The sequence below is a fragment of the Neobacillus sp. Soil_C_43 genome, assembly GCF_057656715.1.
The window spans coordinates 40548-66782 of sequence record NZ_JBDGJV010000004.1 but is presented as its reverse complement, the minus strand read 5'-3'; the positions used below and the strand labels follow the sequence as shown (position 1 = coordinate 66782).

Annotated in this window: 23 protein-coding genes; 4 read left to right on the top strand and 19 right to left on the bottom strand. The window is 37.3% G+C overall.

From position 1 onward, the window contains the following. Positions 1 to 106 precede the first annotated feature (106 nt). On the top strand, positions 107 to 475 hold the full coding sequence (locus AC3A54_RS07835; protein ID WP_487654062.1) for a DUF6114 domain-containing protein: 369 nt from the start codon (positions 107 to 109) through the stop codon (positions 473 to 475). A 26-nt stretch (positions 476 to 501) separates the two neighbouring features. Next, positions 502 to 1068 (top strand): hypothetical protein, encoded by a 567-nt coding sequence (locus AC3A54_RS07830; RefSeq protein ID WP_487654061.1) that lies wholly within the window; start codon positions 502 to 504, stop codon positions 1066 to 1068. 155 nt (positions 1069 to 1223) lie between these two features. On the opposite strand, the gene AC3A54_RS07825 is transcribed toward AC3A54_RS07830, so the two are convergent. Next, on the bottom strand, positions 1224 to 1823 hold the full coding sequence (locus AC3A54_RS07825; RefSeq protein ID WP_487654060.1) for a hypothetical protein: 600 nt from the start codon (positions 1821 to 1823) through the stop codon (positions 1224 to 1226). After that, a complete protein-coding gene (phaQ, locus tag AC3A54_RS07820) occupies positions 1804 to 2244 on the bottom strand; it encodes a poly-beta-hydroxybutyrate-responsive repressor (RefSeq protein WP_487654059.1) in 441 nt (146 codons plus the stop codon). The genes AC3A54_RS07825 and phaQ overlap by 20 nt, the downstream gene beginning before the upstream one ends. 148 nt (positions 2245 to 2392) lie before the next feature. On the opposite strand from phaQ, the gene AC3A54_RS07815 reads away from it, so the two are divergent. Then, entirely contained in the window at positions 2393 to 3175 is a 783-nt protein-coding gene (locus AC3A54_RS07815) for an alpha/beta fold hydrolase (RefSeq protein WP_487654058.1), read from the top strand. Positions 3176 to 3231: 56 nt separating this feature from the next. Here AC3A54_RS07815 and AC3A54_RS07810 read toward each other — a convergent pair whose 3' ends face one another. The 9 genes from AC3A54_RS07810 to AC3A54_RS07770 form a co-directional block, all read right to left on the bottom strand. Beyond that, positions 3232 to 4311: an alpha/beta fold hydrolase gene (locus tag AC3A54_RS07810; RefSeq protein ID WP_487654057.1), complete on the bottom strand. Its 1080-nt coding sequence runs from the start codon at positions 4309 to 4311 to the stop codon at positions 3232 to 3234. Between the two features lie 17 nt (positions 4312 to 4328). After that, positions 4329 to 4895, bottom strand: a complete 567-nt coding sequence (locus AC3A54_RS07805) for a polyhydroxyalkanoate biosynthesis repressor PhaR (protein WP_487654056.1) — start codon at positions 4893 to 4895, stop codon at positions 4329 to 4331. Between the two features lie 20 nt (positions 4896 to 4915). Beyond that, positions 4916 to 5584, bottom strand: a complete 669-nt coding sequence (locus tag AC3A54_RS07800) for a hypothetical protein (protein WP_487654055.1) — start codon at positions 5582 to 5584, stop codon at positions 4916 to 4918. Positions 5585 to 5714: 130 nt separating this feature from the next. Further along, complete coding sequence (locus tag AC3A54_RS07795; RefSeq protein ID WP_487654054.1) at positions 5715 to 7346, bottom strand: long-chain-fatty-acid--CoA ligase; 1632 nt, start codon at positions 7344 to 7346, stop codon at positions 5715 to 5717. 43 nt (positions 7347 to 7389) lie between these two features. After that, positions 7390 to 9993 carry a bifunctional acetaldehyde-CoA/alcohol dehydrogenase gene (adhE, locus tag AC3A54_RS07790; RefSeq protein ID WP_487654053.1) on the bottom strand — a complete coding sequence of 868 codons (2604 nt, stop codon included), beginning with the start codon at positions 9991 to 9993 and terminating at the stop codon, positions 7390 to 7392. A gap of 262 nt (positions 9994 to 10255) precedes the next feature. After that, complete coding sequence (gene ppc / locus AC3A54_RS07785; RefSeq protein ID WP_487654052.1) at positions 10256 to 13012, bottom strand: phosphoenolpyruvate carboxylase; 2757 nt, start codon at positions 13010 to 13012, stop codon at positions 10256 to 10258. Positions 13013 to 13157: 145 nt separating this feature from the next. Continuing rightward, the gene (locus AC3A54_RS07780; protein WP_487654051.1) at positions 13158 to 14243 is read right to left on the bottom strand and encodes a cadherin-like beta sandwich domain-containing protein; all 1086 of its coding nucleotides are present in this window, start codon (positions 14241 to 14243) and stop codon (positions 13158 to 13160) included. 308 nt (positions 14244 to 14551) lie between these two features. Then, the gene (locus AC3A54_RS07775) at positions 14552 to 15004 is read right to left on the bottom strand and encodes an SRPBCC family protein (protein WP_487654050.1); all 453 of its coding nucleotides are present in this window, start codon (positions 15002 to 15004) and stop codon (positions 14552 to 14554) included. 102 nt (positions 15005 to 15106) lie between these two features. Next, positions 15107 to 16300, bottom strand: coding sequence for an LL-diaminopimelate aminotransferase (locus tag AC3A54_RS07770; protein ID WP_487654049.1), 1194 nt, complete (start codon positions 16298 to 16300; stop codon positions 15107 to 15109). A gap of 190 nt (positions 16301 to 16490) precedes the next feature. Here AC3A54_RS07770 and AC3A54_RS07765 point away from each other — a divergent pair, with 190 nt between their 5' ends. Then, on the top strand, positions 16491 to 17144 hold the full coding sequence (locus AC3A54_RS07765; protein WP_487654165.1) for a YczE/YyaS/YitT family protein: 654 nt from the start codon (positions 16491 to 16493) through the stop codon (positions 17142 to 17144). 132 nt (positions 17145 to 17276) lie between these two features. On the opposite strand, the gene AC3A54_RS07760 is transcribed toward AC3A54_RS07765, so the two are convergent. The 8 genes from AC3A54_RS07760 to pabC all read right to left on the bottom strand — a co-directional run bounded on the left by AC3A54_RS07760 (position 17277) and on the right by pabC (position 26235). Continuing rightward, the gene (locus AC3A54_RS07760) at positions 17277 to 18395 is read right to left on the bottom strand and encodes an acyltransferase family protein (RefSeq protein WP_487654048.1); all 1119 of its coding nucleotides are present in this window, start codon (positions 18393 to 18395) and stop codon (positions 17277 to 17279) included. A gap of 96 nt (positions 18396 to 18491) precedes the next feature. Then, positions 18492 to 19676, bottom strand: coding sequence for an MFS transporter (locus tag AC3A54_RS07755; protein ID WP_487654047.1), 1185 nt, complete (start codon positions 19674 to 19676; stop codon positions 18492 to 18494). Between the two features lie 137 nt (positions 19677 to 19813). After that, a complete protein-coding gene (locus tag AC3A54_RS07750; RefSeq protein ID WP_487654046.1) occupies positions 19814 to 21283 on the bottom strand; it encodes a CehA/McbA family metallohydrolase in 1470 nt (489 codons plus the stop codon). Positions 21284 to 21298: 15 nt separating this feature from the next. Continuing rightward, positions 21299 to 22600, bottom strand: coding sequence for an ABC transporter substrate-binding protein (locus tag AC3A54_RS07745; RefSeq protein ID WP_487654045.1), 1302 nt, complete (start codon positions 22598 to 22600; stop codon positions 21299 to 21301). Positions 22601 to 22615: 15 nt separating this feature from the next. After that, on the bottom strand, positions 22616 to 23446 hold the full coding sequence (locus AC3A54_RS07740) for a carbohydrate ABC transporter permease (RefSeq protein ID WP_487654044.1): 831 nt from the start codon (positions 23444 to 23446) through the stop codon (positions 22616 to 22618). A 19-nt stretch (positions 23447 to 23465) separates the two neighbouring features. Continuing rightward, the gene (locus tag AC3A54_RS07735; RefSeq protein ID WP_487654164.1) at positions 23466 to 24320 is read right to left on the bottom strand and encodes a carbohydrate ABC transporter permease; all 855 of its coding nucleotides are present in this window, start codon (positions 24318 to 24320) and stop codon (positions 23466 to 23468) included. Between the two features lie 276 nt (positions 24321 to 24596). After that, the gene (locus AC3A54_RS07730) at positions 24597 to 25367 is read right to left on the bottom strand and encodes a nucleotidyltransferase domain-containing protein (protein WP_487654043.1); all 771 of its coding nucleotides are present in this window, start codon (positions 25365 to 25367) and stop codon (positions 24597 to 24599) included. 1 nt (position 25368) lies between these two features. Then, positions 25369 to 26235 carry an aminodeoxychorismate lyase gene (gene pabC / locus AC3A54_RS07725; protein ID WP_487654042.1) on the bottom strand — a complete coding sequence of 289 codons (867 nt, stop codon included), beginning with the start codon at positions 26233 to 26235 and terminating at the stop codon, positions 25369 to 25371.

Below are 26235 nucleotides of genomic sequence, written 5' to 3'. Positions count from 1 at the left end.
CTTCATCATAGAAAATTGAGTAAGGATGATAAAAATGAACTCTACTTATTCAAAACGTGAGAGGTTTAGGAATTGGAGAACAAGGCGTCCCTTTTGGGGGGCGACCTTGTCTATTCTTTCTGGACTAATCATCTTATGGGTACCTGCAAAGCTATATGAAGTAGCTGCAGCCCCTGGAAGTATTTTATTTGTCGGCTTCTTTTTAGGTGGCCTTACACTGTTAATGGGCATTTTATCCTATATCATGCCAAGACTTTCCACTCTGCTTGGTGTTTTAGCTATTTTTGCTTCTGTCTTGTCGATCATGGGAGCATTAGGCGGCTTTCTTATTGGAACCATTCTTGGAATTATTGGTGGAGCTATGTTAATTGCATGGAAACCTGAAATGGCAGATCATGATTCAAAAACACAATCACACCTAGACCCTATTACTGAAAAAGAAGTGGCATCAGGAAAAGACATTTTACCAGATTAAAATTTGTAGCATTCGCAGAAATGGTGATGGCTTTGAAACATAGAAACAGTACTTATAAGATAATAATTATTTTGATTACTACATTAAGCGCACTTCTCTTTGTGACAAAAGATAGTTATGCAAGTAATCCATCCGTGGTTGGTTTTATTATTGAAGCCAGTCAAATGGAAGGAACCCTACAAACTCCAGAAATGTCTGTCGGGAATACCTCGATCGAAAAAAGTCGGTCTATGCTGAAACTAACTTTTGAAAACCTTACTTGTAAGGATTTAGTCATTAAAAAAATGGTTAAAACTTCAAAGGGTATAATTACAACTAGAATGACATCTAACGATAAGATTCTTTTTGAAAATTTAAGTTTATCTGTTACCAACGCAGAATATAGTGAGGCATATGTTCCTGAAAAAGGAAATATAGGTCTTAAAAACGCAAAGTTATTGGCACATAATGTAAAAACTGTTAGCTCTACTCTCCCCCAATTTCAATTAAGTTTTAATGAGGGTGGCGAGGTGGAGTTATCACCGAAAAGTGAGGCGGAACTTCTTCAAATGAAAGCAGGTTTAGAGTATTTTTTATCTAATAATCAACAATAAAAAGAAGCGATGCTAATGACAGCATCGCTTCTTTCATTAAAAAAACATAAAAAAACCACAATCTTCACTATTAAATAGAGATCGTGGTCCTAGCTTTTATGATGGATTTTTATGTTATTCAATGTTGTATTAACTCCTTATTTATCTAATAATAGTTACGGTGTTTTGACCAGTTCTTTTAAACTGTTTTTCCCTCGTTCAACAAGGTTTAAATGTGTATTTCGAGCAAATTTTATATATTCTTTTCTTACTTCAAGCCATGCATTTCTGCGTTCGCGGGCATAATTGATACTAGATTCAGCATTTCTTTCAAAGTTATCCTCCAAGCGATCAACCATATGGAATACAGATTTAATTGGAGTCAGAGCCAATTTTTCTAATTGTCCAGATACTTCTTTCAACTGATTTTTAAGCTCTTCACGATCGTTAGAGATAATCACTTCTTCTTTCGGTTCCTCTTTACCTTCATTAAATTGATGCATTAATTCTGAAATCATTTCTTTATTGGTTTTTTTAGTTTGATTATACAGTTTTGCAATTGAATTTCTGTACTGCTTATTGAACTTAATTACCTCTTTTAATGCATTAATATATGCATCCTCACGATTTTCCCTAAGTTGCAGCGCACGCTCACGTGACTGTTCAAACTGATCCCAAAATGTGTTTACAAACGAACCCTCATGTATCGATTCCTCTGCAAGCGGCATCACTTTTTCATCAACAGATGGAACCGTTTCATTCTTCTTCTGTGCCATCGTTCTTCCTCCTCCTTTTTCTATTATTTACTTTCTCTATGGGATCCTTCTTTTGAAATGAAGGAATATAGAGCTCAAGGAAACTGGTATACATCTTAAAAAATTGATCTAAGAGGGATTGGTATGTTTCTAGTTGATTGGCATAGCCTTTTAAATATGTAACCCCAGCTTTTGTAATAGAATATCTTCTTTTTGCCGGACCACTTCCAGTAGTATCCCATTCAGAGGATACAAGCTCATCTTTTTCCAGTTGTCTTAGTAGTCTGTATAGATTTCCCTGGTCAAGCGTTTTGAACCCGAATGCTTCCAACCTTTGGCTAAGTTCATAACCGTGCAAAGAAACTTTACTAAGAAGTAATAAAATAAATGGCAACACAAAATTTTTGGATGGATTAACTGTTGGATTGTCTTGATTCACCATATCTTTATCACCTCACCTATATGTATTTTACACCTATGAGTAATAAATTGTCAATGCTGTAAATAAATATGAATAAAAGTAAATTTTATCGGTTTACAATATACTAAACTTGGTTATAAACTTAATAAAAATGAAAAGGTGGTGTAAAATGGAAAAAGCCAAATGGAGTAAATCGGGTGTACCATACTTGCATTTAGGAAGAGGTGAACCCTTGGTCCTTATCCATGGTTTAGGCGAAGTGAAAGAAGGGTGGCAAAATCAGTTTGAGTTAGCCGATCAGTACGAGCTTATTATTCCAGATCTAAGAGGTCATGGAGAGTGTACAAAAACGGATGGTATTTCCATACAGAATTTTGCTTTGGATATCATCGGTTTATTAAAGGAGCTTGGAATTGAAAACGCTCACATTCTTGGTTTGTCAATGGGTGGAGCTGTTGCACAAGAAATTTACCGCCAAGCACCCAACCTCTGCCGTTCTCTCTTGTTGATTAGCACTTTTCACTTTTTCCCAAAAAAACTAAAAAAGTTGTTATTTAATAATCGAAAAGCTAAATTTGAATCCGTTACCGCTGCAGGTAAACAAACAGAGTATATCTCCAAAATGGCACTTTATTCATGGAATAAGGAACTGCAAGAAATATTTGGACACTCTTTTCACCCAAAACACCAGATTTTTCTACAATCCTTAAACACATGTCTGGATGTGAATAACTTATCTTTACTGCCAAAAATCAGCGTTCCAACACTAATTATTGGCGGTCAGTATGACTCTGTTCTACCTGTCTGGATTCAAGCATGCATGCACAAGCTAATTCCACATTCCGAGTTTATCATCATGAGAAATACTGGTCACATTGCCAAACTTGAAGCTAAAGCCCGGTTTAATAACTTACTGCGTAGGTTCCTCAATCAACAAAAGCTAATTGCATAAGAATAACGGGAAGGGCATTGTCCTTCCCGTTACTAATATATTTCATTCCTCTTATTTTATACAACTTCTTCTTGGATTTTTTGTGAATGAATAGAAAGCCACTGATCAGCAAATTTGGCAAACATACCAGTTAAAGCAAGTGCAACGTGCCCGCCCTCGAACACTTGATATGTTTTATCTTCACTTGAAATCATATCCATAATAGGTAGACTTTGCTGTTCTAATACAAGTGTATCTCTAGATGTCGAGAACACAAAAGTTGGACACTTAATATTCTTTAAATCTACCTTCCTACCGCCAATTTCCAACTCACCCTTTAGGAGCTTGTTATCTTTATAAAAATCATTAAATAACTGCTTAAAGGCTGAGCCTGCAAAAGAGGCTGTATCTTTTGTCCATTTATCCATCCTTCGCCATTTTTCCACATAGTGTGGATCGTGCGCGCGGGTGATTAGGTTAATCCATGGACTAGTATAGACGGGTGAAAGTCCCCTAAACATGAGGTACATAAATTCGGATGGAATGACCCCATATACATCTGAGAAGCGGTTAAAGTCGATGGTTCCCTGTTGAAGTCCTTTTAACCATTTATCCGGCACAATTCCCACACTAAAATCAATGGGAACTGTCGCAAGAACCAAGTTCACTATTGGTAGTTTTGTAATAGAGGTAAAGATGGCTGAAATGGTACCACCCAGGCAATAGCCCACCAATGATATACCCTCTGCACCAGAATGCCTAAGTGCACGCTTCACGCCATTTTCAAGATAATTTAAGATGTAATCATCCAGGGTAATATCACTATCTTCATACTCAGGTGAGCCCCAGTCTAAGAAGTATACATCATATCCGCGCTCTGTTAGCCCCCCCACAACACTGCTACCTTCACCAACGTCTAAAATATAAGATTTATTTATTAGCGAATAAACTAGGAATATAGGAATTTGATATTTTTTATCTTTTGCCGGGTGAAAATATAAAGTTGATTTATTCTTTTTCCAAATAACTTCTCTTTGTGTCGGTTTAATATCTGGTTTCGGTTCTGTGAGAACCTTATAAACTTGATTCCACCTTGATGCTTCCTTTTCAAGATCAAGCTGAGGAATAAAATTGAAACGCGCTGAATTTCCACTCATCTTTTTCTCTCCTTTCACTATGATTTAGATACTACTGAACCTGTGAGCACTGGCTCTTTATCTTTTCCTTTACCTTTTTGCATTAAATTCTTTATGGACGCTAGTTCCGCTTTAATTTCTGTTAACTGTGACATCTCCTGTTTTAAACTCTGAATCTCTGCTTTTAACGTTCTAGTATCCTCTATATCCTGGGCGATTTGATGATATTCAACTTTCATTTGTTTAACTAGACTGACCAGTTCCTGAAACATCTCCACATGCTCTTTATTTAATGCGCTTAAGCTATCCTGTACATTCCAAATTTGTTCTTCTAGAATATCCATTTTCTCCTCAGATTGAACAGTAAGTTTTGCTACATTAGCTACATCTTTTTTGGTCGGTATATTCATTAATCCTGCCATTAGCTCTTGGTTCTTCCTTAAAAGATCCATGTATCGCGCATGACTCTCAGTACCAACCTTCATTAACCGCACGAACTCATTGTTGTCAGTCATCATATACAATAGACCATTTAATTGTTTTTCCCACATTCCACTTATTCGCTTGAATCCTTCAAAAGGATCGTATGTTTTATCTTTAGTCATCTTGCTTCTCCCCTTTAATTCTATGATTTTGAAAGTTCTTCTGTTTTTTCCAAATATTTATTGAGAGGAAACATAACTGATTTAATCTGTCTGGCAAAAAGATTAACAAAGCCCCTCTGACTCTCATAAATTATATTCCCAGCTTGTTTAACCGTTTTAATATATTGCATTCTCCCTTTTTTCCGCAGTGCGATATATTGGTCTATCATTTCGAGATATTTTTCCATGGTTAAGTAATTATTTAATGTTTGACATGGGGCAGAAAGAATAGACATCGTTTTCTTCTGAATTTGATCAATTTGAGCATTAATATCCTCATAAGATCGAATCGGAAAAAAATGCTGCAGACTAGTTGTTGACATTAAAAATTCTTCTCTTGCCGTTCTTTCCCATTCAGCAAATTCTTTATTAAATCTCTCAGCTATGTCTTTTACGTTTCCCTGATTCCTTTTTATACTCTCGGCGAAATGCTTTGCTTCTTTTAAAAAGACCTCATCCCGAAATTCAGCGTGTTTAGCCCATTCATCTATCTCTCCGAAGGCATGCTGCCATAGAACGTCTAAACTAGAAAGCTGCTCCATATCCTCATTTTCAACTGGTTGCTCTTCTTCTACCGGGTTTGTCTGTAGAATCTTATTTGGTGAGTTTTCTTTCATTGATTCTTTTTCAACTTCCTTTTTGTCAGGCATTTTTATCTCTTCCCTTCTATAATTTCTTATTCAACTTACGATCAGAAACTAGTACATATTTTGGATTTTTCTTGGGTGGTTTTTTAAAAATGATCTTTGAAGTAGTTCATGTGGAAGTTAATTATTGTGGTTAAACTTGTAGTTTTTCTTCCTCTTTACGTAACATTCGCCTTAACAGCTTGCCGACAGATGATTTGGGAAGTTCATTAAGAATTTCAATCTCTTTTGGAACTTTATAAGGTGCTAGGTTAATCTTTGCAAATTCTATTAGGTTCACCGGTGTTTCTACAGCACCTGTCTTTAACTTAACAAATGCCTTAACTGTTTCCCCTCTATAGCTGTCCGGAACACCGATAACAATGGCTTCCTCAACTGCCTCGTGCTTGTATAGTACTTCCTCAATTTCTCGGGGATACACATTATACCCGCTTGCAATAATAATATCTTTTTTTCGATCCAAAATATAAAAATAGCCATCTTCATCCATTTTGGCTATATCCCCTGTAAAGAGCCATCCGTCCTTCAATACCATTTCCGTATCCCCAGGCCGTTTCCAATAACCCTTCATTACCTGTGGACCGCGGAGAATGAGTTCACCTGCCTCCCCAATTGGAACGTCTTCAATTCCTTGTGGGGTTTGTATAATAATTCTCGCTTCAGTATCTGGTAAAGGAATACCAACACTACCTAATTTTCTTGGTAAAAATGGAGGGGTAGAGATTGCAGAAGGTGCCGTTTCTGATAAACCATACCCATCTGCTAATCTTACACCCACTCTTTTCTCAAAAGACCTTACCTGTTCGACTGGAAGGGGTGCACCCCCACTGCTTAGATAATATATATCTCCAAGATTACTTGCTTCTAAGTCTGGGTGACTATTGAAAGCGAAGATCATTGTTGGGACAGCTGTCATTTGAAATGGCTTTTCCCTTTTTACAAGATCTAATACCTCATTGACGTCAAACCTTGGTAATATTAACTGATTACAACCAATTCTGATTGCCGAAAGTGCATTACATGATAGGCCATAAACATGGAACATAGGAAGGACACTTACGATTTTGAAGTTCTCTGGTTTCTCATCTACTGCATTATAAGTGAAATCACATACCTGAATTATATTTGCTAAAAGATTATGATGGGTTAGCATTACCCCTTTAGATACTCCAGTGGTGCCGCCTGTGTATTGTAAGATAGCAACATCTTCATGTATGTCAATTGGAATATCAGGAATGACATTGTCATGTGTTAGAAAATCCTCAAAGTAAATATCCCCGGCAGAAAGCTGAATTCGGTTCCCGCCGAAGCCCACGACAATAATCCTCTTTAATGATGTTTTTGGCTGAACCCGCTTGACTCTCGAATAAAAGTCTTCAAATACAACCATATATTCCGCCTCAGAATCATTTAACACGTATTCAATTTCTCGTTCGACATACATAGGGTTCACTTGAACAGCAATTCCACCTAATCTAAACCCTGCAAATAGACTAAAAATATAGTGAGGACAATTGGGCAGCATTATCGCTAAACGATCTCCCTTTTTAAGGCCAATTCGATACAATGAGGCAGCAAACCATTCAGATACCATTTTTGTATCTTTATAGCTCCAAGACCTCCCATAAAAGGTAAGGGCCGGTCTTTCATCATGAATATTGGCTGCCTGATTCAAAAGGTCAAATAATGAATCGTACTCAATGGATACATTTTCACTAACCCTTGGATCGTAAAATTTTAACCATGGCTTTTTTTGATATACCACATTTTCCCCCTCCTTATAATCCTTCTTCTTTATTCACAAAGGCCTATACACCTGTATAAGCTTGTCTGTAAATTTCAGCAAGTTCACTTACAAATGGCTGTTTTGGATTGGCAATGGTGTCTTGATCATCAAAAGCAAGTTCGGCAAGTCCAGCAACCTTACTTTCAAATTCTGACTTTGTTACCCCGTTAGCTTGAATACTCATGGAAATATCTAGTTTTTCAGCAAGCTTTATAATGGCCGTAATTAAGCTATCAATTCCTTCTTCTGTCGTACTGGCGGGTAGTCCAAGCATTTTGGCAATTTCGCAATATCGTTTATCCGCAATAAAGTATTCATATTTCGGATAGGTCATAAATTTATTTGGTTTGGCTGAATTGTAACGAATCACATGTGGTAAAAGTAATGCGTTTGCACGTCCATGTGGAATGTGAAACTCAGCACCAAGTACATGCGCTAAGCTATGGTTGATTCCTAAAAAGGAATTGGCAAAGGCCATCCCAGCTATAGTTGAGGCATTGTGCATTTTTTCTCGTGCTAATTCATCACTGCCATCCCTATAAGCTCTTGGTAAATACTCAAAAACCAACTGAATGGCTTTAAGTGCCAGCCCGTCCGTGTAATCATTTGCCAAAACCGAAACATATGCTTCAATCGCATGGGTTAGAACATCCATCCCTGTATCAGCGGTAACATCCTTTGGAACAGTCATTGCAAACTGCGGATCAATAATTGCCACATCAGGTGTTAGCTGAAAATCTGCTAGCGGGTATTTAATGTTAGCCTTTTTATCAGTAATAACAGAGAAGGCTGTCACTTCTGAACCTGTACCTGATGTCGTTGGAATCGCGATAAATTTAGCCTTTTGGCGAAGAATCGGGAATTTAACGACTCGCTTATTCGGATCAAAGAATTTTTGAGTTAAACTATGGAAGTCCGTTTCTGGGTGCTCGTAAAATAACCACATCGCTTTTGCCGCATCCATTACCGAACCACCACCGAGAGCAATAATGACATCGGGCTGAAACCTTCTCATTCTCTCAGCACCATTCATGACCGTTTCAATACTAGGCTCTGGCTCAATTTCAGAAAATGTCTCCCATTGAACCTTGTTTTGATGTTTTTCAAGATAGTATAAAACCTTGTCGACAAAGCCATTTTTCACAGAACTTCCACTTGTTACAATAAATGCTCTCGAGATATTTGGAATCGAAGCAAGCACTTGGATGGAATTTTTCTCAAAGAAAATCTGTGATGGAACTTTAAACCATTGTGTAAACGTTCTTCTTTTTGCAACTTTTTTAATGTTGATGAGGTTAGCGGCTCCAACATTCTGTGACACTGAATTCCCCCCATATGTTCCACATCCGATTGTTAAGGACGGAAGTGAAGTGTTATAAATATCTCCAATTGCGCCATGTGTGGAAGGAGTATTAACGATGATTCGACCAGCCATCATGCGTGCTGCAAACATATCAATAAGGCTTTGGTCTGCAGTATGAATGGCTGCTGAATGTCCTAGCCCCCCATACTCCAGTGTTTCTTCTGCAATTTTTAAGCCTTCCGTAAAATTAGTAACCTTATAGCATGCTAAGATTGGACTTAGTTTTTCACAGGAAAGTGGGTAGTTAGGACCTACTCCCTCTAACTCAGCAATAAGAATCTTCGTATTTACTGGAACGTTTATTCCAGCCATTTTCGCAATCACATACGCTGGTAATCCAACAATTAACTGATTAATAGAATTAGTTTTTTCAAATATAGCCACTTTTTCTAGCATCTTGCGTTCTTCTTCATTAAGAAAATAGCAATGATTATCTATCATTTCTTGTTTCACTTCATCATAAATTTCTTGATCGATAATCAATGCTTGTTCCGAAGCGCAAATCATACCGTTGTCAAAGGTTTTGGATAAGATTACATCGTTAACAGCACGCTTAATATGAGCTGTTTTCTCGATATAACAAGGTACATTCCCTGCTCCCACTCCAAGAGCCGGTTTACCTGAGCTATAAGCGGCTTTTACCAAATTAGGTCCACCTGTTGCTAAAATGAGCGATATCTTTGGATGCATCATTAGAGCTTGAAAAGCTTCATGGGAAGGCTCTTCAATCCATTGGATGCAGTTTTCTGGAGCGCCTGCTCTGATGGCGGCTTTCTTTAACAATTCGGCTGCCTCTTTGCAGCATTGTTGTGCATATTTTGGAAAGGCAAATATAATAGGATTCCTAGTTTTAAGTGAAATTAATGATTTGAAAATCACCGTTGAGGTTGGATTTGTAATTGGAATGACACCTGCGATGACGCCTACTGGCTCTGCCATCTCTACCATTCCCTCATTTTCGTCTTCACTAATGACACCAACGGTTTTCATGTTCCGTATATTGTTATAAATAAATTCTGTTGCAAACATATTTTTAAAAACTTTATCCTCATAAACTCCGCGGCGTGTTTCATTTACAGCAAGCTTTGCCAGTTCCTTATGGTTTTCAAGCGCGGTCAGTGCCATTTGCTTTACAATTTCATCAACCATTTCCTGGTTGTAACAACGGAAAGCACCGAGTGACTTCAAGGCATTGTTTGCTAACGAGTCGATCATCGCAGCAACCGTTTGAGTTTCAAGTACCACTCTTTCTTTTACAGACATTTTTGTCCCCTCCGAATCATCATCGAATACAAAATTTTAGAAATTAGGTATGTTTGGTTTCTCACAAAATCGTTTTTATTCACTCCCTTACTCCTGCTGGCTAAAATATATCATTTAAAAATTCCGAAAAATGTCGAATTGTGTTAAAAAACGAATGAGTACTCATTCATTTCAGGATAATTCATAAAAAATTCAAAATTACAGACACACTCTTTTAGAAAACAAAAAGAGACTGACTTTTGTTTGTCAGCCTCTCTTAATATCAACCAGTATTCCTTAAACCAGCAGAAATTCCGCTTATTGTAAGTAGAACTTGTGTTATTAATTCATCATTCGGATCATCTTGCGTCCTTAATTCTTTTATTAACTCAACCTGTAAGAAGTTTAATGGATCTACATAAGGATTACGTCTGTGTACCGACTCTTGAATATTTGGAGTATGATCCAGCAATTCCTTATCCCCTGTTATTTTCAACAAAATAACTTTTGTTCTTTCATATTCTTCTAAGATATTATTGAAAATTCTGTCTGCAATCGCCTTATCTTCAACAAGTGTTAAATATTCCTTCGCTGTCGTAATATCAGCTTTCATCAATGCCATGTGCAAATTATCAATTGTTGATCGGAAGAATGGCCACTTCTCATACATTTGTTGTAAGAGCTTAAGATTTTCTGTACTTTTAGAAGCGAAAGTATCTAATCCAGTTCCTGCTGCATACCATGCAGGGAGTAACTGCCTGCTTTGGGTCCAAGCAAACACCCATGGTATGGCCCTTAAATCCTCAAATCGTCCTCGATTTTTTCTACTCATTGGCCTTGACCCAATATTTAAGTCCCCGAGTTCCCTTAGAGGAGTAGCTTCATTAAAGTAAGTTAAAAAGTCTGGATCGCCAAATACAAGTGATTGATATTTCCCAAAAGAAATACCTGCGATTTCCTCAATGGTTTCTTCCCAAATTGGATCTCGGTGATATCCTGCCTCTTTTGATACATGTGTTGCCGCTAGCAGCAATGTAGACGTCGCTTGCTCCAAACTGCGGTAAGCAATATCCTCAAGCAAATACCTTGATGATAAAACCTCTCCCTGTTCGGTAATTTTAACGCCATCTCCAATGGTTTCTGCTGGTTGAGATAAGATACTCTTATTTAATGGACCGCCGCCACGTCCTAATGAACCACCACGTCCATGGAAGAACTTAAGACCGATTTCATACTCTTTAGCCATTTTATGAATTTCAATCTGCGCTCTGTATAGCTTCCAGTTGGCAGTTAATGTCCCGCCGTCCTTGCTGCCGTCAGAATAGCCCAGCATAATTTCCTGTTGATCCCCTAAAATTTGCAAGTGATTGCGATAAACCGGCATTTCAAAAAGGGTTTGCATGATTTTAGGACCAGCCACAAGGTCATCAATCGTTTCTAGGAGTGGGGCAACATTTAAATTACTTTCTAAAGTACCGTCTGCATGGAGTCGATAAATTCCCGCCTCTTTTGCTAAAACAAGGACTTCAAGCAAATCACTTGGTGATTTAGTCATACTTACAAGATAGACAGTTATAGCTCTCTTTCCAAACTCTTCATGTGCCTCTTTGATCATTTGGAACACTTTAATCATCTCCTGCGTTTCCGCAGAATAATCTTCATTTAATAATAGGAGTGGGCGTGGATCCATAAGGATGTTCTGTAAAATTTTTAATTTTTCTTCTTCAGGAAGCACTGAATAATTCTCAGTAATACGGACCTTACGTAAAATCTCTGAAATAGCTGCTTCATGTTCCCCACTATGGTTACGAATATCAAGAGTAGCTAAATGGAAACCAAACAATTGCACTTGACGGATTAGCTTTTGAATAATTTTTAATTCATGCGCAGTGGGATGATGCTTTTTTAAACTTCTTTTTATAATAAATAGGTCTTCTAATAATTCCTCTGCAGAACGATAACCTAGTTCTGAGTTCCCCACTTGCTTAACCCGTTCAATAATAAGCGCAAATGCACGGCGGTACACCTCTGATTTAATTGGCCATTTTTTTTCTTCCCTTAAGTAAGTATCTTCCTTCTCATTAATAAACGTAAGGAGCTCCTCACTTACCTCTACACGTTTAGTAGAGTGGCTGTACCTCTTCATTAGGTCAACTAAAACAGTCTTATACTTCTTTAACACCAATCTCCTTTGCCTGTTTAATGTTTCCCATGTGACATCATGAGTAACATTTGGATTACCATCTCGGTCTCCACCAATCCAAGATCCGAAACGTAGAAAATTAGGAACTTCCCAAGTAGTCGTTGAATAGTAACTCCCTAAGCAATTAGCCAATTCCTGGTGTATTTCCGGTAGGACTTCAAAAAGTGTTTGGTCAAAATAATAAAGTCCATTCCTTACTTCATCTAAAACAGTCGGCTTATGCTCACGTAATTCATCGGTTTGCCAAAGGATGGTCACTTCATTAAACAAGCTCTCTTCAAGCTTCTTTCTTTCTCTGCTTGTTAATAACGGATGATCTAAGCTTTTTAAGATGTCAGCAATTCGTTGTTGAATTTCAAGAATCGAGCGTTTCGTCGCCTCCGTTGGATGGGCTGTTATCACTAATTCCAACGAGAGTGTATGTAATACATTTCGAATTACTTCTTCATTAATATTGTTCTCTTTAAGAGAAAGAACCGCACTCTCTATAGAAGCAGGTTGTACAATAGTATCATCTTGAAGCTGATACTCTCTTCTTCTTCTAATACGGTGATTTTGTTCAGCAGCATTTATTAAATGAAAATACATTGAAAAAGCACGGATGATTTGCCTTCTCATCGGTGAGCTTAAATTTGCAATTTCAGCTTTTAAGTCAGCATAAATTTCCTGATCAAAGTGTGTTCTTAGTGTTTTAGTCATATGTCTAATCTTTTCCACTTTTTCGAACAGTTCGGAACCACCATGATTGACGAGGATTTCCCCAAGCATTTTTCCAAGTAATTTCACATCGCGTCGCAACGGAAGACTGCTGTCATTTACTTTTAATTCTGTAGCCATACTATTCACCTTCCTATAATCAAAAAATTCGCTAAATTTTTATTTATAAATATACCATAACTTTACCCATCATGTGAAAGAAATAACTTACTTTTTTAAAAAATAGAAAAAAACCTGCACATTGCAGGTTCTGATCATATAGGATTTATTCTTTTCTATCAATGACGAGGACATAAGTTTTTCGATCATCATCACTATAAGTTACAACAATTGAAATAACGGTTTTGTTATCATCGTCTAACTTGATCGTTTTGCTTGTGCCACCTTCAATTAAGATGGTTGAACTGCTGTAGCGTGCAGTTGGGCTTAATGATATGTAATCAACATCATTACCAACAGACACATGGTAAGTAAATTCATCAGTAGAAAATGCACTATCCCATGTTCCATTGTTAACTGTTAGTGAAGAAAGGGTTGCTTTACTGACTTTTTGTGCTGTGATTGTGGTATTACCTTGTTGGCTCATAGTTGGTTGGAATGTATTGGTTCGATTGTTTTGTGTTGGGATGGTTGTTTGTGAATTAGCCGAATTACCCCTAGCCACATTTATTGTATAGGTCTTTTTTTCCCCATTCTCTGCCGTAACAACAATAGTGATGATTGATTTCCCAATAGGAAGGTCCACCGAAACACTTCCTTCTTTAAGGCTAGTCCCATTTACCTGAATGGTTGATGTGGACTCAACTGTAGTTGGTGTAATCGTAAGAGAAGCCATGTCATTTGCTACTTTGATACTATAGTTGTTAATTTCAGATGAAAAGTTCGGTGATAGTTTTCCAGTAGATAATTCTATATTTTGCAAGAGGTTGTTCCCATTTTGTTTTCTAGTAACGGTAAGCGTATAGGTATTCTGTTGATGTGTACCGTCAGAAACAGTAATGAGGAATTTGTTTTCTCCTGTTTGAAGTGAAAATGTGCTAGCTACACCACTTTTGATAGACGTGTCATCTATGGTAATACTGGCATCTGGATTACCACTTTCTACAAGTAAATTTATTTCCTTTGTCTCATTTTCTACAGTGGTAGAATATTCTTTAACATCTGCAGTAGAATCATAATCGAGCTTAATCCCTTCAATTTCTAATTTTGAAAGTGTGTTTTCAGACTGATTTTCCTTTACAAGAACTGTACTTTCAGCAAATGCAATTGGTATGTAAAAATAGTTCCCCATCCCGATCATGGAAGCAACAAGTATGATATTTATTCCTCTTTTTGGTACCTTCGCAAACATGTCTTTTCCTCCCGCAACAATAATGTAGACTAAAGGTACCACTGGATGCTTAAGAAAACCTTAACTTTTTTAAAAGAAGATATCTTTTCTACGTTACCGGATCCTGTATTTTTTCGCTCGTTCGGGCACGTAGACCCACCAAATCAAATACGGTTTAGTCACAGCGACCTTTCGTAGGTGACTACAATCTCCTTTGGTTCGCACATTAATGACAGTAAAGCATAACAAGTATCAAGGTCGGTATTATAGCAAAGGGTTTTCTCTTTAAAAAAGCCGTAAATCTCTTTTACAAGATTTACGACTTTTTTCTATCTTCTATTGAATTCTTCCAGTTTAGAAGAGATGGCTACGGCTACTTCTTCATCAGACTTTTGAATGGCTTTTTTAAAAAGTGTATTAGCTAAAGAGCCCATAGGACCGGTTGCATTAATTTCAAGAAACCCTGTTACTCTTGTTTTGTTTCTATTTATTGCTTTAGCTTCGAAATATCCTTCACCTAGGTATTTTTCATTCGAGCGCTTTAATTCAAAACTTACCTTCAAAGGTTCATTCCATATGATATTATCAATGATTAAACTGACCTTTTTTTTCATAATGCCTAAGAGGTCGCTTTTAAATTCCCATGTAATTTGGTTATCATTTACTATTTCATGTTGAATATAACCTGGGACCAAGGGGGCCCAGTTATCCGGATCGCGTATAAATTTCCAAATCACTTCAATTGGGATATCTAATTCTACATGTTGAATTTCACTTGGCATTTATATCCCTCTTTCATAATCATTGTAAAAAGCCTTCAAGTATTTGAAGGCCTTTTTAAATATATATGTTTATAAACCAGTTTATAGAAGAAATATCCCAAACTAACGAATTGCGTCAAGAAAAATATTCTGTTTCATTATAAATTGATGGATTCGTTCTGCTGCTATCGATAACTGTTCTGGGGGCTGTACCATAGCTATTCGTACATACCCTTCTCCCAACCTTCCAAATGCGTCACCTGGAATGACTGCCACACCTGCTTGATCAATCAATTCAAAGGCAAATTCCCTTGATGTCCATCCAGCAGGTATTTTTGCCCACACAAACATCGTTGCAAGAGACTTTTCAACCTGCCATCCACTTTTCTTTAGACCAGAAATTAATGCATCCCGACGAAGTTCATATTCTTTCACTTGTTCTCGAAGAAAATGAAAGTCGGAGGTCAATGCCGTTACTGCTGCTTTTTGTATCGGATAAAAAATTCCATAATCAATATGAGACTTAAATGAAGCTAAAATCTCAATGGCTTGCCTATTGCCGACAACGTATCCGATTCGACAACCAGCCATATTAAAGGTTTTGGAAAGTGAATTGAACTCAATTCCGACCTCTTTTGCTCCTGGAATTGACATGAAACTAAGCTGTGGATGATCATCAAAAATCAATTCAGAATATGCAAAATCATGAACAATCAAGATTTCATGCTGCTTTGCAAAGGCCACTACCTTTTCAAAGAAACTTCTATCTGCTAATGCAGTAACAGGGTTTCCGGGATAACTGATAATCATCATTTTTGTATTCTGAAGAACTTCTAATGGGATTTCATCCAACTTTGGTTGAAACTTATTTTCGGCTAACAACGGTAGAGGATAAATTACTCCACCCGCAATGTTTACACTTGCTTCATAAATGGGATAACCAGGGTCTGGAATCAAAACATAGTCACCTGGATTAATCAGGGCTGTAGCCAAGTGTGCCAATCCATCCTGTGAACCCATTAACTGTAATACTTCATTTTCTTGGTTTAGTTCAACCGCATACCTTTTTTTATAAAAATAACTGACTGCTTCATGAAATTCAGATATTCCTGTCAGTGTATATCCATATCGACTTGTGTCCTTTGCAGCTTCAACTAATGAATCCACCACAAACGACGGTGGGGGAAAATCAGGAGACCCGACACTTAAATCAATGACATCTTTTCCTCTTTTTATGGCTTCTTTCTTACGATTCGCTACTTCTTGAAAAATACTTGCAGACATCTTTTGCAGTTTTTTCGATGCTATGAGATTCATAGTCCTTCCCCCACAATCATATTTTTTACAGAATCTTTCCTAGTATAATAATTTTATTTATTTTAACATAATTCAGATTATATCAGTCTAATGATTTGTATTCTATATTTCTAAATAACCATTGATTATTATCCCTTCATAAATTAAGATTTGTAGATAGGTAAAAAGTTCAGAATAGTCAATGCACTTTATGGAGGTAACTGAATTGAAATTCTTTCAGTATTGTTTATTCTTTTTGGGGTTAACCTTTTTTGGCTTAGGCAACGCTATTGCGGTTAAAGTTAAATATGTTGGCCTCCATCCCTGGGAAGTACTGAATGTAGCTCTTTATGAACATTTTGGTTTTACCATTGGTACATGGGGAGTGGTGTGTGGTTTGATTCTTATCCTCATTTCATTCTTCGTAGCTAGAAGCTATATCAATATTGGCACCATTTTAAACGCTTTATGCATTGGGCCCATTATGGATTTTTTTCTTTGGTTAGATATTCTTCCGAAGGCAACCCATTCCTGGGTAGATTATGTTATTTTATTAGTTGCAATTGTTATTACTGGAATCGGTGGTGGCATGTATGTGGCAGCGGGGATAGGGGCAGGTCCTCGTGACGGCTTTATGCTTTCGATTTCCGATAAAACAAGACTTTCAGTTAGCCAAGCAAGAATTATGGTTGAAAGCTTCGTCTTAATTATTGGATTCCTTTTAGGTGGTCCGGTATTTATCGCCACTTTTGTCTATACATTTATTCAGAGTCCTGTTTTTCAACGTTCCTTGAAGGTGTTTAAGTCATTGGTGAAATCCCTAAAAAAAAGAAAAGAACAAAGCCAGGAAAGCGTTGTTTTGTAATATTAAGAAGAGGCTGACTCATAAGGGGTCTGACCCCACTGAAAAAACAATATCTAGACTAGATTACTCTAAGTTTTAACTAGATATTAAATCGTGGGGTCTGACCTCTTTGCTTTTGAGTCAGCCTCATTTCTATAGTATTCTTTTTATTCCTGGAATCTTGCATACCCAGGCTGATAAAACAAATCCAGTAATGGGTCCGGTTACTGCAACGATTAAAAACTTCAAAAGGGCCGGAAGATCAAATTGGTGTAAATATAAACTTAAACTAACAAGAACAAGTGAATGGATGATATACAGGGTATAAGCTGATTCAGATAACGTTCTCCAAATCTTCTTCGTTACATTATGCCTTGTTTTAAACATTGAAAGCAGCCATAAGCAAATACCTATGCAAACAAATGGCTCCCACATCGCATATACCAAAGCCTGAAATCCCCAACCACCTGAAACATGCATATTTCCCTCTAAGGCACCTGTCGCTATTAATGCAATTGGTAAAATAGGGATGGTAATGACTGAGATCAAAGCCCAAAGTTTTACTGTTTTCACACTTATCTGATCTAACCAATTATGCTGATACGCTGTTGAACCGGCGATAAATAGTAAGATATACGAAGGAAAATAACCAAACTGTAAACCTAGAATTCCCTCTCCTGTTGGCCAACCAAAGCGAATTAAAAATGCTGCTATACCTAAGCTAATTGCCGTAAAGAATAATTTCCTATTTGAAGGAAAATCTTTTGAAGCTTGTTGGATTCCTAAAAAGAACTTACGAAAAGCAATATAAAGAATCGAAAAAATTAATAAAGCTTCAACAAACCATAATGGACCAATGTTAATGCTATGCAAGGTAAGGATCTCTTTTTGATAGAATTCACTAATGGAATATTCATTCTTAAATCCTACTATATATTGGATAAATGGTCCTATTAGAAAAGTATAAAAAATTAATGGAATCCCTAAGCGAATTAAACGGTCTTTTAAGAAAACTTTAGCTCCTTTCCGGTTAAAAGATGGAGGAGTAAAATATCCAGAAAGAAAGAAAAATAACCCCATAAAAAATGATTGATTAATAGCCGTAAAAAGAGTCAAAATAATAGCGGTCACACTTAAACCGTTGGTAGGTTCGACATCTTCATAAAGCCATGACCCATCTGCCCCGTAGGTTATTGCTGTGTGATGAACTAAGACCAAGACGGTTAGTACGACACGTAAATGGTCTAAATAGAATAACCTCTTTTTTTCCATTTATTTCTCCCCCCTAGAGGTTTACACCTTCTTCATTATCTGACTGAAAATCTAGGAAAAATGTTACAAAAAAATTCACCCAAAGGATGGAGCTACTTAGACCATATCTGGCACATTCACTTTCTTTAATCCTTTTAAGGTGAAACAACTGGCAAAGATGACGAGCGAAAATAGGAGAAATATATGGCTTACACCAATATTAGAGATTAAACTACCTGTTGTTAGGGCAGATGAAATTTTTACAATAGAAGCTAGGATGGTTCTTAAACCAACGACCCTCCCAATAAACTCTTTTGTTGAATTCAGTTGGATTAGTGATTGAGTAATAATTAGGTGGGACATTGTAAATAATCCGAGAATAAATATGAAAATTGCAGATGCCACTTTAAAGCTAGTAAAATGTAATAAAACAGCTGTTGTTGCCATTCCCACCATGGTAATAACAATAGACCATTGTTTATATCTTTTTAAAAAATAAGTTACAACAATTCCTGCGAGTATTCCCCCTGCTGCAAAAGAAATATCAAATACCGAATATAATCCGCTACCTCCTTTAAATACCTTTGCTAAGGGTAAAAGGATAGTTGTGGTCATTTGGATACTAATGCTATTTAAAATGGATAAAAAAAGAAGGTATTTCATTCCCTCACGATTCTTGATAAAATCCCATCCGGAAATCAGCTCTGAGTTGTATTGAATTTTACTCTGTTTCTTTTGTTTGGTATTGATTTGCTTCACCAAATAATAGAGAACTGCAGCTACTAGAAATGTCAGTGAGTTAATAAAGAAACTAAGGGCTAATGACAATTTTAAAAGCAGCACACCAGAAACAGCAGACCCTACAATTAAAGCACCTTCATTGAGTGATGAAGACTTGGAGATCACGAAGGGAATATCTTTATCTTGGAAAGATTCTTTTATAAAAGACTGCTCAGCTGGTTTATAAATGGTGTAACAGACAGCTAATAGGAACTGTAAAAAATAGATGAAAATTGTTGATTCAAAATGTAAAAGGATCAAAATAGACATGGTTAATACAATGATGAATCGAAAGATGTCTGTCATGACGACAATCACTTTTGATTGATGATGATCAACATATACAGAAACAATTGGTGTTAATAGTATGCTTGGCAAATAGTATATGGCAATCATCACACCTATCGATATTGCTTCACCTGTTAAATGGTAAATGTACCACATAATTGCAATTTGCTGTATTCCGTCTCCGAAATTACTAATCATCGAACCTAATAAATACGGTAATTTATTATTCGTCATTTGTATTCCCCCTTTTTCTACCTCCCTTATTGTAAATTCAATTCTTAATAAGTAAAATTACAATTATTTTATTACATAGCATAAAAAAAACTTATTAAAATAAAAAGCAGTTATCTACATAGATAACTGCTTTTAAATCATTTCACCGTATCTAACAGGTCTCCCCATGTTACTAGTCTTGGTGTTTTTTCACCGCTGAATATGGGATTTACAAAACTAAGTAACTTCCCGTCCTCAGAGCGAATTTCAAAGCGGATCCAGCTTACTTCTGATTTTTTTATCTTAAATTGGTTTTGGATAATTTTCCCCTCAGCAATCTTGATATCTTTTACTGATTGACCGTCTTGAATCCAATGAAGGGTCACATTCGCTGGGGTTTTCATTGGCATAATCTCATACCATACCTCGACCTCATCCTTTTCATCAAAACAATCGGTTAAATTACTACCCGGCAAATAGGACACTCCATCTACAAAAATATTAATAATAAATTCAGGCCCTCTTGATACATACGCTCGGCCCCTTCTTACCCCATTTAATAGAGACCTAGCTGTCAGTTCTTCACAATAGACAAATGTTGCAGGATCCCCAATGACAGATGGAGGCCCATCTTCCTCATATGACTCTGTAGGCAATAAATGTGAATCGGATCCGCCAATTCCATACATCCGATACCCATCATTCCACAACGTATTCCATAAAATAAGTGCCTGTTCTGTCGCTTCCGGGTTATCCTTGTAGGTTGGATCATTCCAAATTTCAATCACATCGATATCAGCTAACAGAGTTGTGCGATACTGCCACTCCCAAGGTTTTAGCATAGGGTGATTTATGCTGACTATGGCATCAGCTGTCTTGACCTCACGTATAATTCGGTTCATGCCTTCTTCTGTCTCCATACCACCATCTGCACAAGACGGACGCCAATCAATCCATTTGGTTAGGCCGAGTGCATTAAAGTGCCCTTTTGAAGAAGTAATTTCCACACCAGGAATCACCATAATTTCATCTTCTAGCCATTTTGTTGGAAGTATATTATGGTCAGTAGCTACAAAGAAATCCAAATTCATTTTTCTGGCCTGAGCCATTCCATTAAAAGGTGTCATCTTACCGTCTGATTCCGTTGTATGTGTATGAAAATCCCCTTTATACCATCGTATCTCAGAATTAAACACCTGATCTTTTTGATAATCGTTTAAAAGAAAGCCCTTTGCCATTCCGTCCTTTGACCAGGTTATACCTTCCACGCTATTTTCATTTTTTCGCCCAAAACCACCCATATATTCTATCGTATAGTGACGATTTTCAGATGTAGGGTTACTCAAAATTTCTATCGACCATGTTCCTGAAGCTAGTTTTCCAGTAACAGCACCAAAGCTTGTATCCTTCGAAGAAGTAGAAATCATAATTGTCTTGGGCTCATTAATGGCAAGGGATTGAGCCCTTAGATTTTGATTAGGATCCCATATTAAAATCGAGTACCATCCTTTAACCGAAAAAGAGATGGTCAATTCAAGCCAGTCAAATTCAGTATCTACATCAAACGGTACAGAGAAAGACGGTGCCTGTAACACACCGTCAATCTTTGTTGAGTACGAAGCAGTCAACGTCCATCCTCCTCTTTATTTTTTCACTACTTTATCTAGTGCCCTTTGTGCCTCTTTTTGGGCATCCTTCAATGCCTTTTCAGCAGAAACCCCTTCAATCTCTACTTTATCTGCAGCTTTTACTAGTGCATCGTAAATTTTGCCACCAGTTGGATCGACAAATGGTGGTGTAGCAATTTGCGCCTGCTGTAACGGCACATTAATTTGTGGATTCTTCTCAGCAAACTCCTTGTATGCTGGAACATCCTGTGCCGATTTTCTAACTGGAATATAACCAGAATTAATCGACCAATCAGCTGTGTTTTCAGCATTTGTGAAGAACTTCAACCATTTAAATGCAGCCTTCTTTTCTTTCTCAGATGCTAATACAGGAATCGCACCCATCTGTGCCCCTGCATGTGGAGCTGCTTGATGACCTTCCCATCCAGGCTGTGGATAAGCTGCTAGGATAGAGAAATCTAAATCTCCTTGGTCTCCACTTGAACCTGTGTAACCTGCCGCACGACCCTGCATAGCATCATCAATCGTCTTATACCAATATTCCCAGCCCTGACCATCGTGATGAATCGTCATCGTCTTATCCTCGTGAATTCCTTTTTTGAAAAAATCCCATGCTTTTACCCATTCTGGGGAATCAACTAACACTTTTTTGCCGTCTTCACTTAAATACTTCGCACCATTACTTAGTGCTGCATCAATCATGTTATCTGGTCCCCACATTGGAGCCCAACCATAGACCTCTGTTTTATCTCCACTTTTCTTAGTTAATTGTTTCGTTGCTTCTGCAAAGGATTCCCATGTCTTTAATTGTTCAGGAGCAATGCCAGCTTTCTCAAACATATCCTTACGATAATAAAGAACTTGTGTGGTTCCATAAAGCGGTAGTGCATATTGTTCTCCATTAATGGATCCTTGCTGATAAAAAGCATCAACAAAATCTTCTGGATGGAAGTCAGCATCCTCTTTTATGTATTTTGTCAGAGGTGCTAAAGTTCCTTTTTTTGCGAAAGCATCCATCGGGTCATTTTTCAAAAGAACTGCCGCTGGAACTTTTTTTGCTGCTATCGCTGCTTGCAGCTTTTGTAATGTTTCATCATATGAACCTTGAGCTACACCCTTAACCTTTACTTCATTTTGGCTAGCGTTAAATTCTTTAATTCTTTTTTCAACATTCTCACCAAGCTTTCCGCCTAGACCATACCAAAACTCAATTTCTACTGGTCCATTTGCAGATGACTTCTCTGAAGAACAACCTGAAATCATTGAGACTAGTAATAAAACAATCAAACTAAATATACCTATTTTTCTTGTAAACATTTTTTTCTCCCCTTTTTATCCTTTTAACCCCTGGTCACTAATGCCAGAGATAATCCACTTTTGTACAAATATGAATAATATCAATAATGGCAAGACTGCGAATGCGCTTGCAGCCATGATAAGTGGCCATTGAATTCCATATGCGCCTTCTTGAATAAAGAATTGCCTTAACCCAGTAGTGATTAACATTTTGCTTTCACTAGTGGTTATTAATGTTGGCCAGAGATAACTATTATAGTTTTGGACAAAGCTAATTAACGCAAAAGTGATGAAGGTAGCTTTCGTCGTAGGAAAAATAATCCTCCAAATGATGGTCCAGTGTGTTGCTCCATCTACTCTTCCAGCCTCAATCAATTCTTTTGGCACCTGAAGGAATGCTTGCCTAAACAAAAAGATCCCAAAGACACTGCAAGCATTTGATAAAATGAGCCCTTTATACGTATCTAGTAAATGAAAATCGGCTAAGATGACGTAGCTTGGTACATATGTAGCCGCAACAGGTAGCATATAGGAAATCAAAATGATTCCAAATAATAGATTTCTTCCTTTAAAATGCAATTGGGTAAAAGCATAAGCAATCAGTGCTGAGTTAACGATTTGAATAAGAACAATGCCCGTTGCGGTAAAGACACTATTAAAGATATATTGGTCAAATGGCGCCATGGACCATGCTTCGGTAAAATGGTTCCACATGGGTTTTTCTGGCCAAAGTGTGGGTGGAAACTGCCAAATTTCATCCTTTGTTTTAAGCGCACTTACCACCATCCATAAGAAAGGAAATACCATCATGATGCTAATGAAGATCAAAACTACATGCCTTGCTAGTAAAATAGGTACTTTTTTCAACTCACCAGCCCCCTTTCTTTTATTGGTAATGCACCCATCGTTTGGATAATAGAAACTGTAGGAACGAGAATACTGCAGTAATCAACACCAATATGATGGCCGTTGCAGTTGCCTTTCCCATGTTAAATTCCTCAAATGCTGTTTGGTAATAGAAATAAAGCATGGTTCGAGTACTTCCTGCAGGACCACCCTGAGTTAACACTTGAATCTGATCATAGGCCTGGAGTGCGTCAATCGAGGTGATGACTACCAAGAATAGGGTTGTTGGTGAAATAATTGGAATTGTAATATGTACAAATTGGCGCCATTTGCTTGCCCCGTCTAATGAAGCTGCTTCGTAAAGACTGACTGGAACCTTTTTCAAAGCGTTTAAGTAAAAAATCATTGCCCAACCTACACCCTTCCAAACACTAACGATAATGACAGCAGGCATCGCCCAAGTAGAGCTAGAAGTCCATTCAAGACCAGGAAGGTGAAGTAAGTTAAGAATCCAATTCGCAAATCCTACTTTCGGTTCATAAATCCATGACCAAACAATGGAAATGGCGACAGTGGGAGTAACCCACGGTGAAAATATCAAAGTCCGATAGATTCCCATTCCCTTACTCTTCCCACTTACTAACAAAGCAAGCAACAAACCTCCTACTACACAAGGAAGGACTACGCCCATTGAAAAAACGAATGTATTTAAGAGGACGGAGTAAAAGGTAGGATCTGTTAATAAATCCGTATAATTGCTAAAACCCACAAATTCGTATTCAGGGCTGACATAGTCCCAATTTGTAAAACTAATAAAGAAGGATTTTCCCATTGGATAAATCCAGAAGATTAGCAGCGGAATAATAGCTGGTAGGATAAACAACAAGGGAGCTATGGAGAGGCTTTTTCTCTTCTCCTTTTTTGCTATGAATCTCTTACTCTGATTTAGTTTTGCTACTGGTGTACTCACACGATCACCCCTTTCTTCAATTTATGAACTCATTTACATTTTATACATTCAATTTTTGAATACGTTTTAATCTTACCAGTGGTTTCCTTATATGTAAACAATAAAAGTAAAAAAATTGTCACATTTCCTGTTTTTTTGTCCCGGGAAATACTTTTCAACACAAAAAAACCGCTTGGATTCCAAGCGGTAAAATGACTGAAATTATAACCACACTTCCTCGAGAACTTCTCTAAATAACTCATCGAGTAATGGGGTGAAATTCTCCTTTGTTATCTTTAATGACTTTGTGTATCCCTCTAGTCGTATCAATTCATCTTCTAGAAATTCGTTTATCACTGTAACCTTGGGCTCAAGTTTCAGCTCATCCCCTCTTATTTTCCTTTCTAGCAAGGTAAGAATTTCTTTTTTAAGCTCACCCTCTCCAAGTAAATCCATAATCAAATCTTGAAACAAAATTGGGGGAACAGTATTATATTTTTCAATCCACATACAGGCCAATATGGGCCGAAGGACATAAAAATATTTTTTTATTTTCACCTGATCACCTTGAAGATAATCACGATAATTGCCCCTCGCCATGTTTAAATAATGATAAAGCGAAGAATGGGGCTGGAATACCTTCTCTTGGATTTCCTTCATTTTATCTACAAGGGAGAACGCTTGGTAGTAGACAATTCCAGAATGTAGCCACTCCATTAACGGCGGATTAGATTTTCTAAAGAGCTTAAGGGCTTTACGTAATTCCCAGCCGTTCATATCAAGCAAGTCATTGATTGGAAGTTCAATCACATCCCGTTTTTGATCAATGCTCAAATACCACTCTTTTCTATGAACATAGATAAAACGGACATCATAATCACTATCCTTGGATGGAAATCCCCATGCCCTACTGCCTGACTCAACTACATAACAGATCTTTATATCATGCAATTCTTCAAGTCTTTTAATTTCTTCAAGTATTCGCTCTTTCATACTACTCTCTCCTTACAGAGTTTCTTGACAAAAGATACTTACAATACTGCCGATAATCCTGATGAAGCAGCTGTACATAATCCCCCTTTTTACCAGGAAAACTGTGTCCTTCAAAACAAGTAATTGGCACAAGCTCTTGAATGGAATTAGTGACAAACATTTCATCTGCCTTAAGCGCTTGCTCAATTGAGTAGAATCCTTCTTGCACCTGCAAATTATTTTTTCTGGCTAGCTGAATCACAAACTGGCGGGTAATTCCATTCAGAATACCTGTCTGAATGGTAGGAGTATACAAGACATTTTCTTTTATCCAAAAAAGATTTGAGACAATTCCCTCCGCTAGGTATCCTTGCTCATTAAGGAAAATCCCTTCTACGTCTGGCTGGTTGCCAATTTCTCTTTTTGCCAATACATTATTTAAATAATGATGGGATTTTAAACGTTGATTCCCTTCAGGGCTGTTCCGCTTTACCTTCAACAGTACTGCCTTTTTTTCAATTAATTCCCCTGCAGGTGGTAATGACTTAGGAAAAATAATCAAATTCGGCTGGAGGTAAGGTTCTACCTGTAATCCCACTTCGCCTAATCCGGCAGAAACATTTAAGCGAATGTAAGCATTTGTCAGCTGGTTTTTTTCTAATAATTCCTGCAAAATATTATTGATTTCTTTCCGTGTATATTGCTGCTGTATCGAAAGTTCTGCTAACCCCCGATTAAGCCGCTCTAGATGGTCATCTAGTAAAAATGGATGCCCGTCATACACCCGGAACGTTTCAAATAAACCGATGCCATATAAGAATCCATGATCAAAGGGGGAAATTCGCGCGTCTTCTTTACTAATAAATTGACCGTTTAAGTAAATCAACAT

What these genes read in the sequence shown, in the direction of transcription:
- AC3A54_RS07770 (WP_487654049.1), bottom strand. Translation starts at nt 16,300, where the DNA reads ATGAATCTCATAGCATCGAAAAAACTGCAAAAGATGTCTGCAAGTATT.
- adhE (WP_487654053.1), bottom strand. Translation starts at nt 9,993, where the DNA reads ATGTCTGTAAAAGAAAGAGTGGTACTTGAAACTCAAACGGTTGCTGCG.
- AC3A54_RS07780 (WP_487654051.1), bottom strand. Translation starts at nt 14,243, where the DNA reads ATGTTTGCGAAGGTACCAAAAAGAGGAATAAATATCATACTTGTTGCT.
- pabC (WP_487654042.1), bottom strand. Translation starts at nt 26,235, where the DNA reads ATGTTGATTTACTTAAACGGTCAATTTATTAGTAAAGAAGACGCGCGA.
- AC3A54_RS07765 (WP_487654165.1), top strand. Translation starts at nt 16,491, where the DNA reads ATGGAGGTAACTGAATTGAAATTCTTTCAGTATTGTTTATTCTTTTTG.
- AC3A54_RS07805 (WP_487654056.1), bottom strand. Translation starts at nt 4,895, where the DNA reads ATGACTAAAGATAAAACATACGATCCTTTTGAAGGATTCAAGCGAATA.
- AC3A54_RS07800 (WP_487654055.1), bottom strand. Translation starts at nt 5,584, where the DNA reads ATGCCTGACAAAAAGGAAGTTGAAAAAGAATCAATGAAAGAAAACTCA.
- AC3A54_RS07755 (WP_487654047.1), bottom strand. Translation starts at nt 19,676, where the DNA reads ATGACGAATAATAAATTACCGTATTTATTAGGTTCGATGATTAGTAAT.
- phaQ (WP_487654059.1), bottom strand. Translation starts at nt 2,244, where the DNA reads ATGGTGAATCAAGACAATCCAACAGTTAATCCATCCAAAAATTTTGTG.
- AC3A54_RS07760 (WP_487654048.1), bottom strand. Translation starts at nt 18,395, where the DNA reads ATGGAAAAAAAGAGGTTATTCTATTTAGACCATTTACGTGTCGTACTA.
- AC3A54_RS07825 (WP_487654060.1), bottom strand. Translation starts at nt 1,823, where the DNA reads ATGGCACAGAAGAAGAATGAAACGGTTCCATCTGTTGATGAAAAAGTG.
- AC3A54_RS07775 (WP_487654050.1), bottom strand. Translation starts at nt 15,004, where the DNA reads ATGCCAAGTGAAATTCAACATGTAGAATTAGATATCCCAATTGAAGTG.
- AC3A54_RS07730 (WP_487654043.1), bottom strand. Translation starts at nt 25,367, where the DNA reads ATGAAAGAGCGAATACTTGAAGAAATTAAAAGACTTGAAGAATTGCAT.
- AC3A54_RS07745 (WP_487654045.1), bottom strand. Translation starts at nt 22,600, where the DNA reads ATGTTTACAAGAAAAATAGGTATATTTAGTTTGATTGTTTTATTACTA.
- AC3A54_RS07810 (WP_487654057.1), bottom strand. Translation starts at nt 4,311, where the DNA reads ATGAGTGGAAATTCAGCGCGTTTCAATTTTATTCCTCAGCTTGATCTT.
- AC3A54_RS07815 (WP_487654058.1), top strand. Translation starts at nt 2,393, where the DNA reads ATGGAAAAAGCCAAATGGAGTAAATCGGGTGTACCATACTTGCATTTA.
- ppc (WP_487654052.1), bottom strand. Translation starts at nt 13,012, where the DNA reads ATGGCTACAGAATTAAAAGTAAATGACAGCAGTCTTCCGTTGCGACGC.
- AC3A54_RS07830 (WP_487654061.1), top strand. Translation starts at nt 502, where the DNA reads ATGGCTTTGAAACATAGAAACAGTACTTATAAGATAATAATTATTTTG.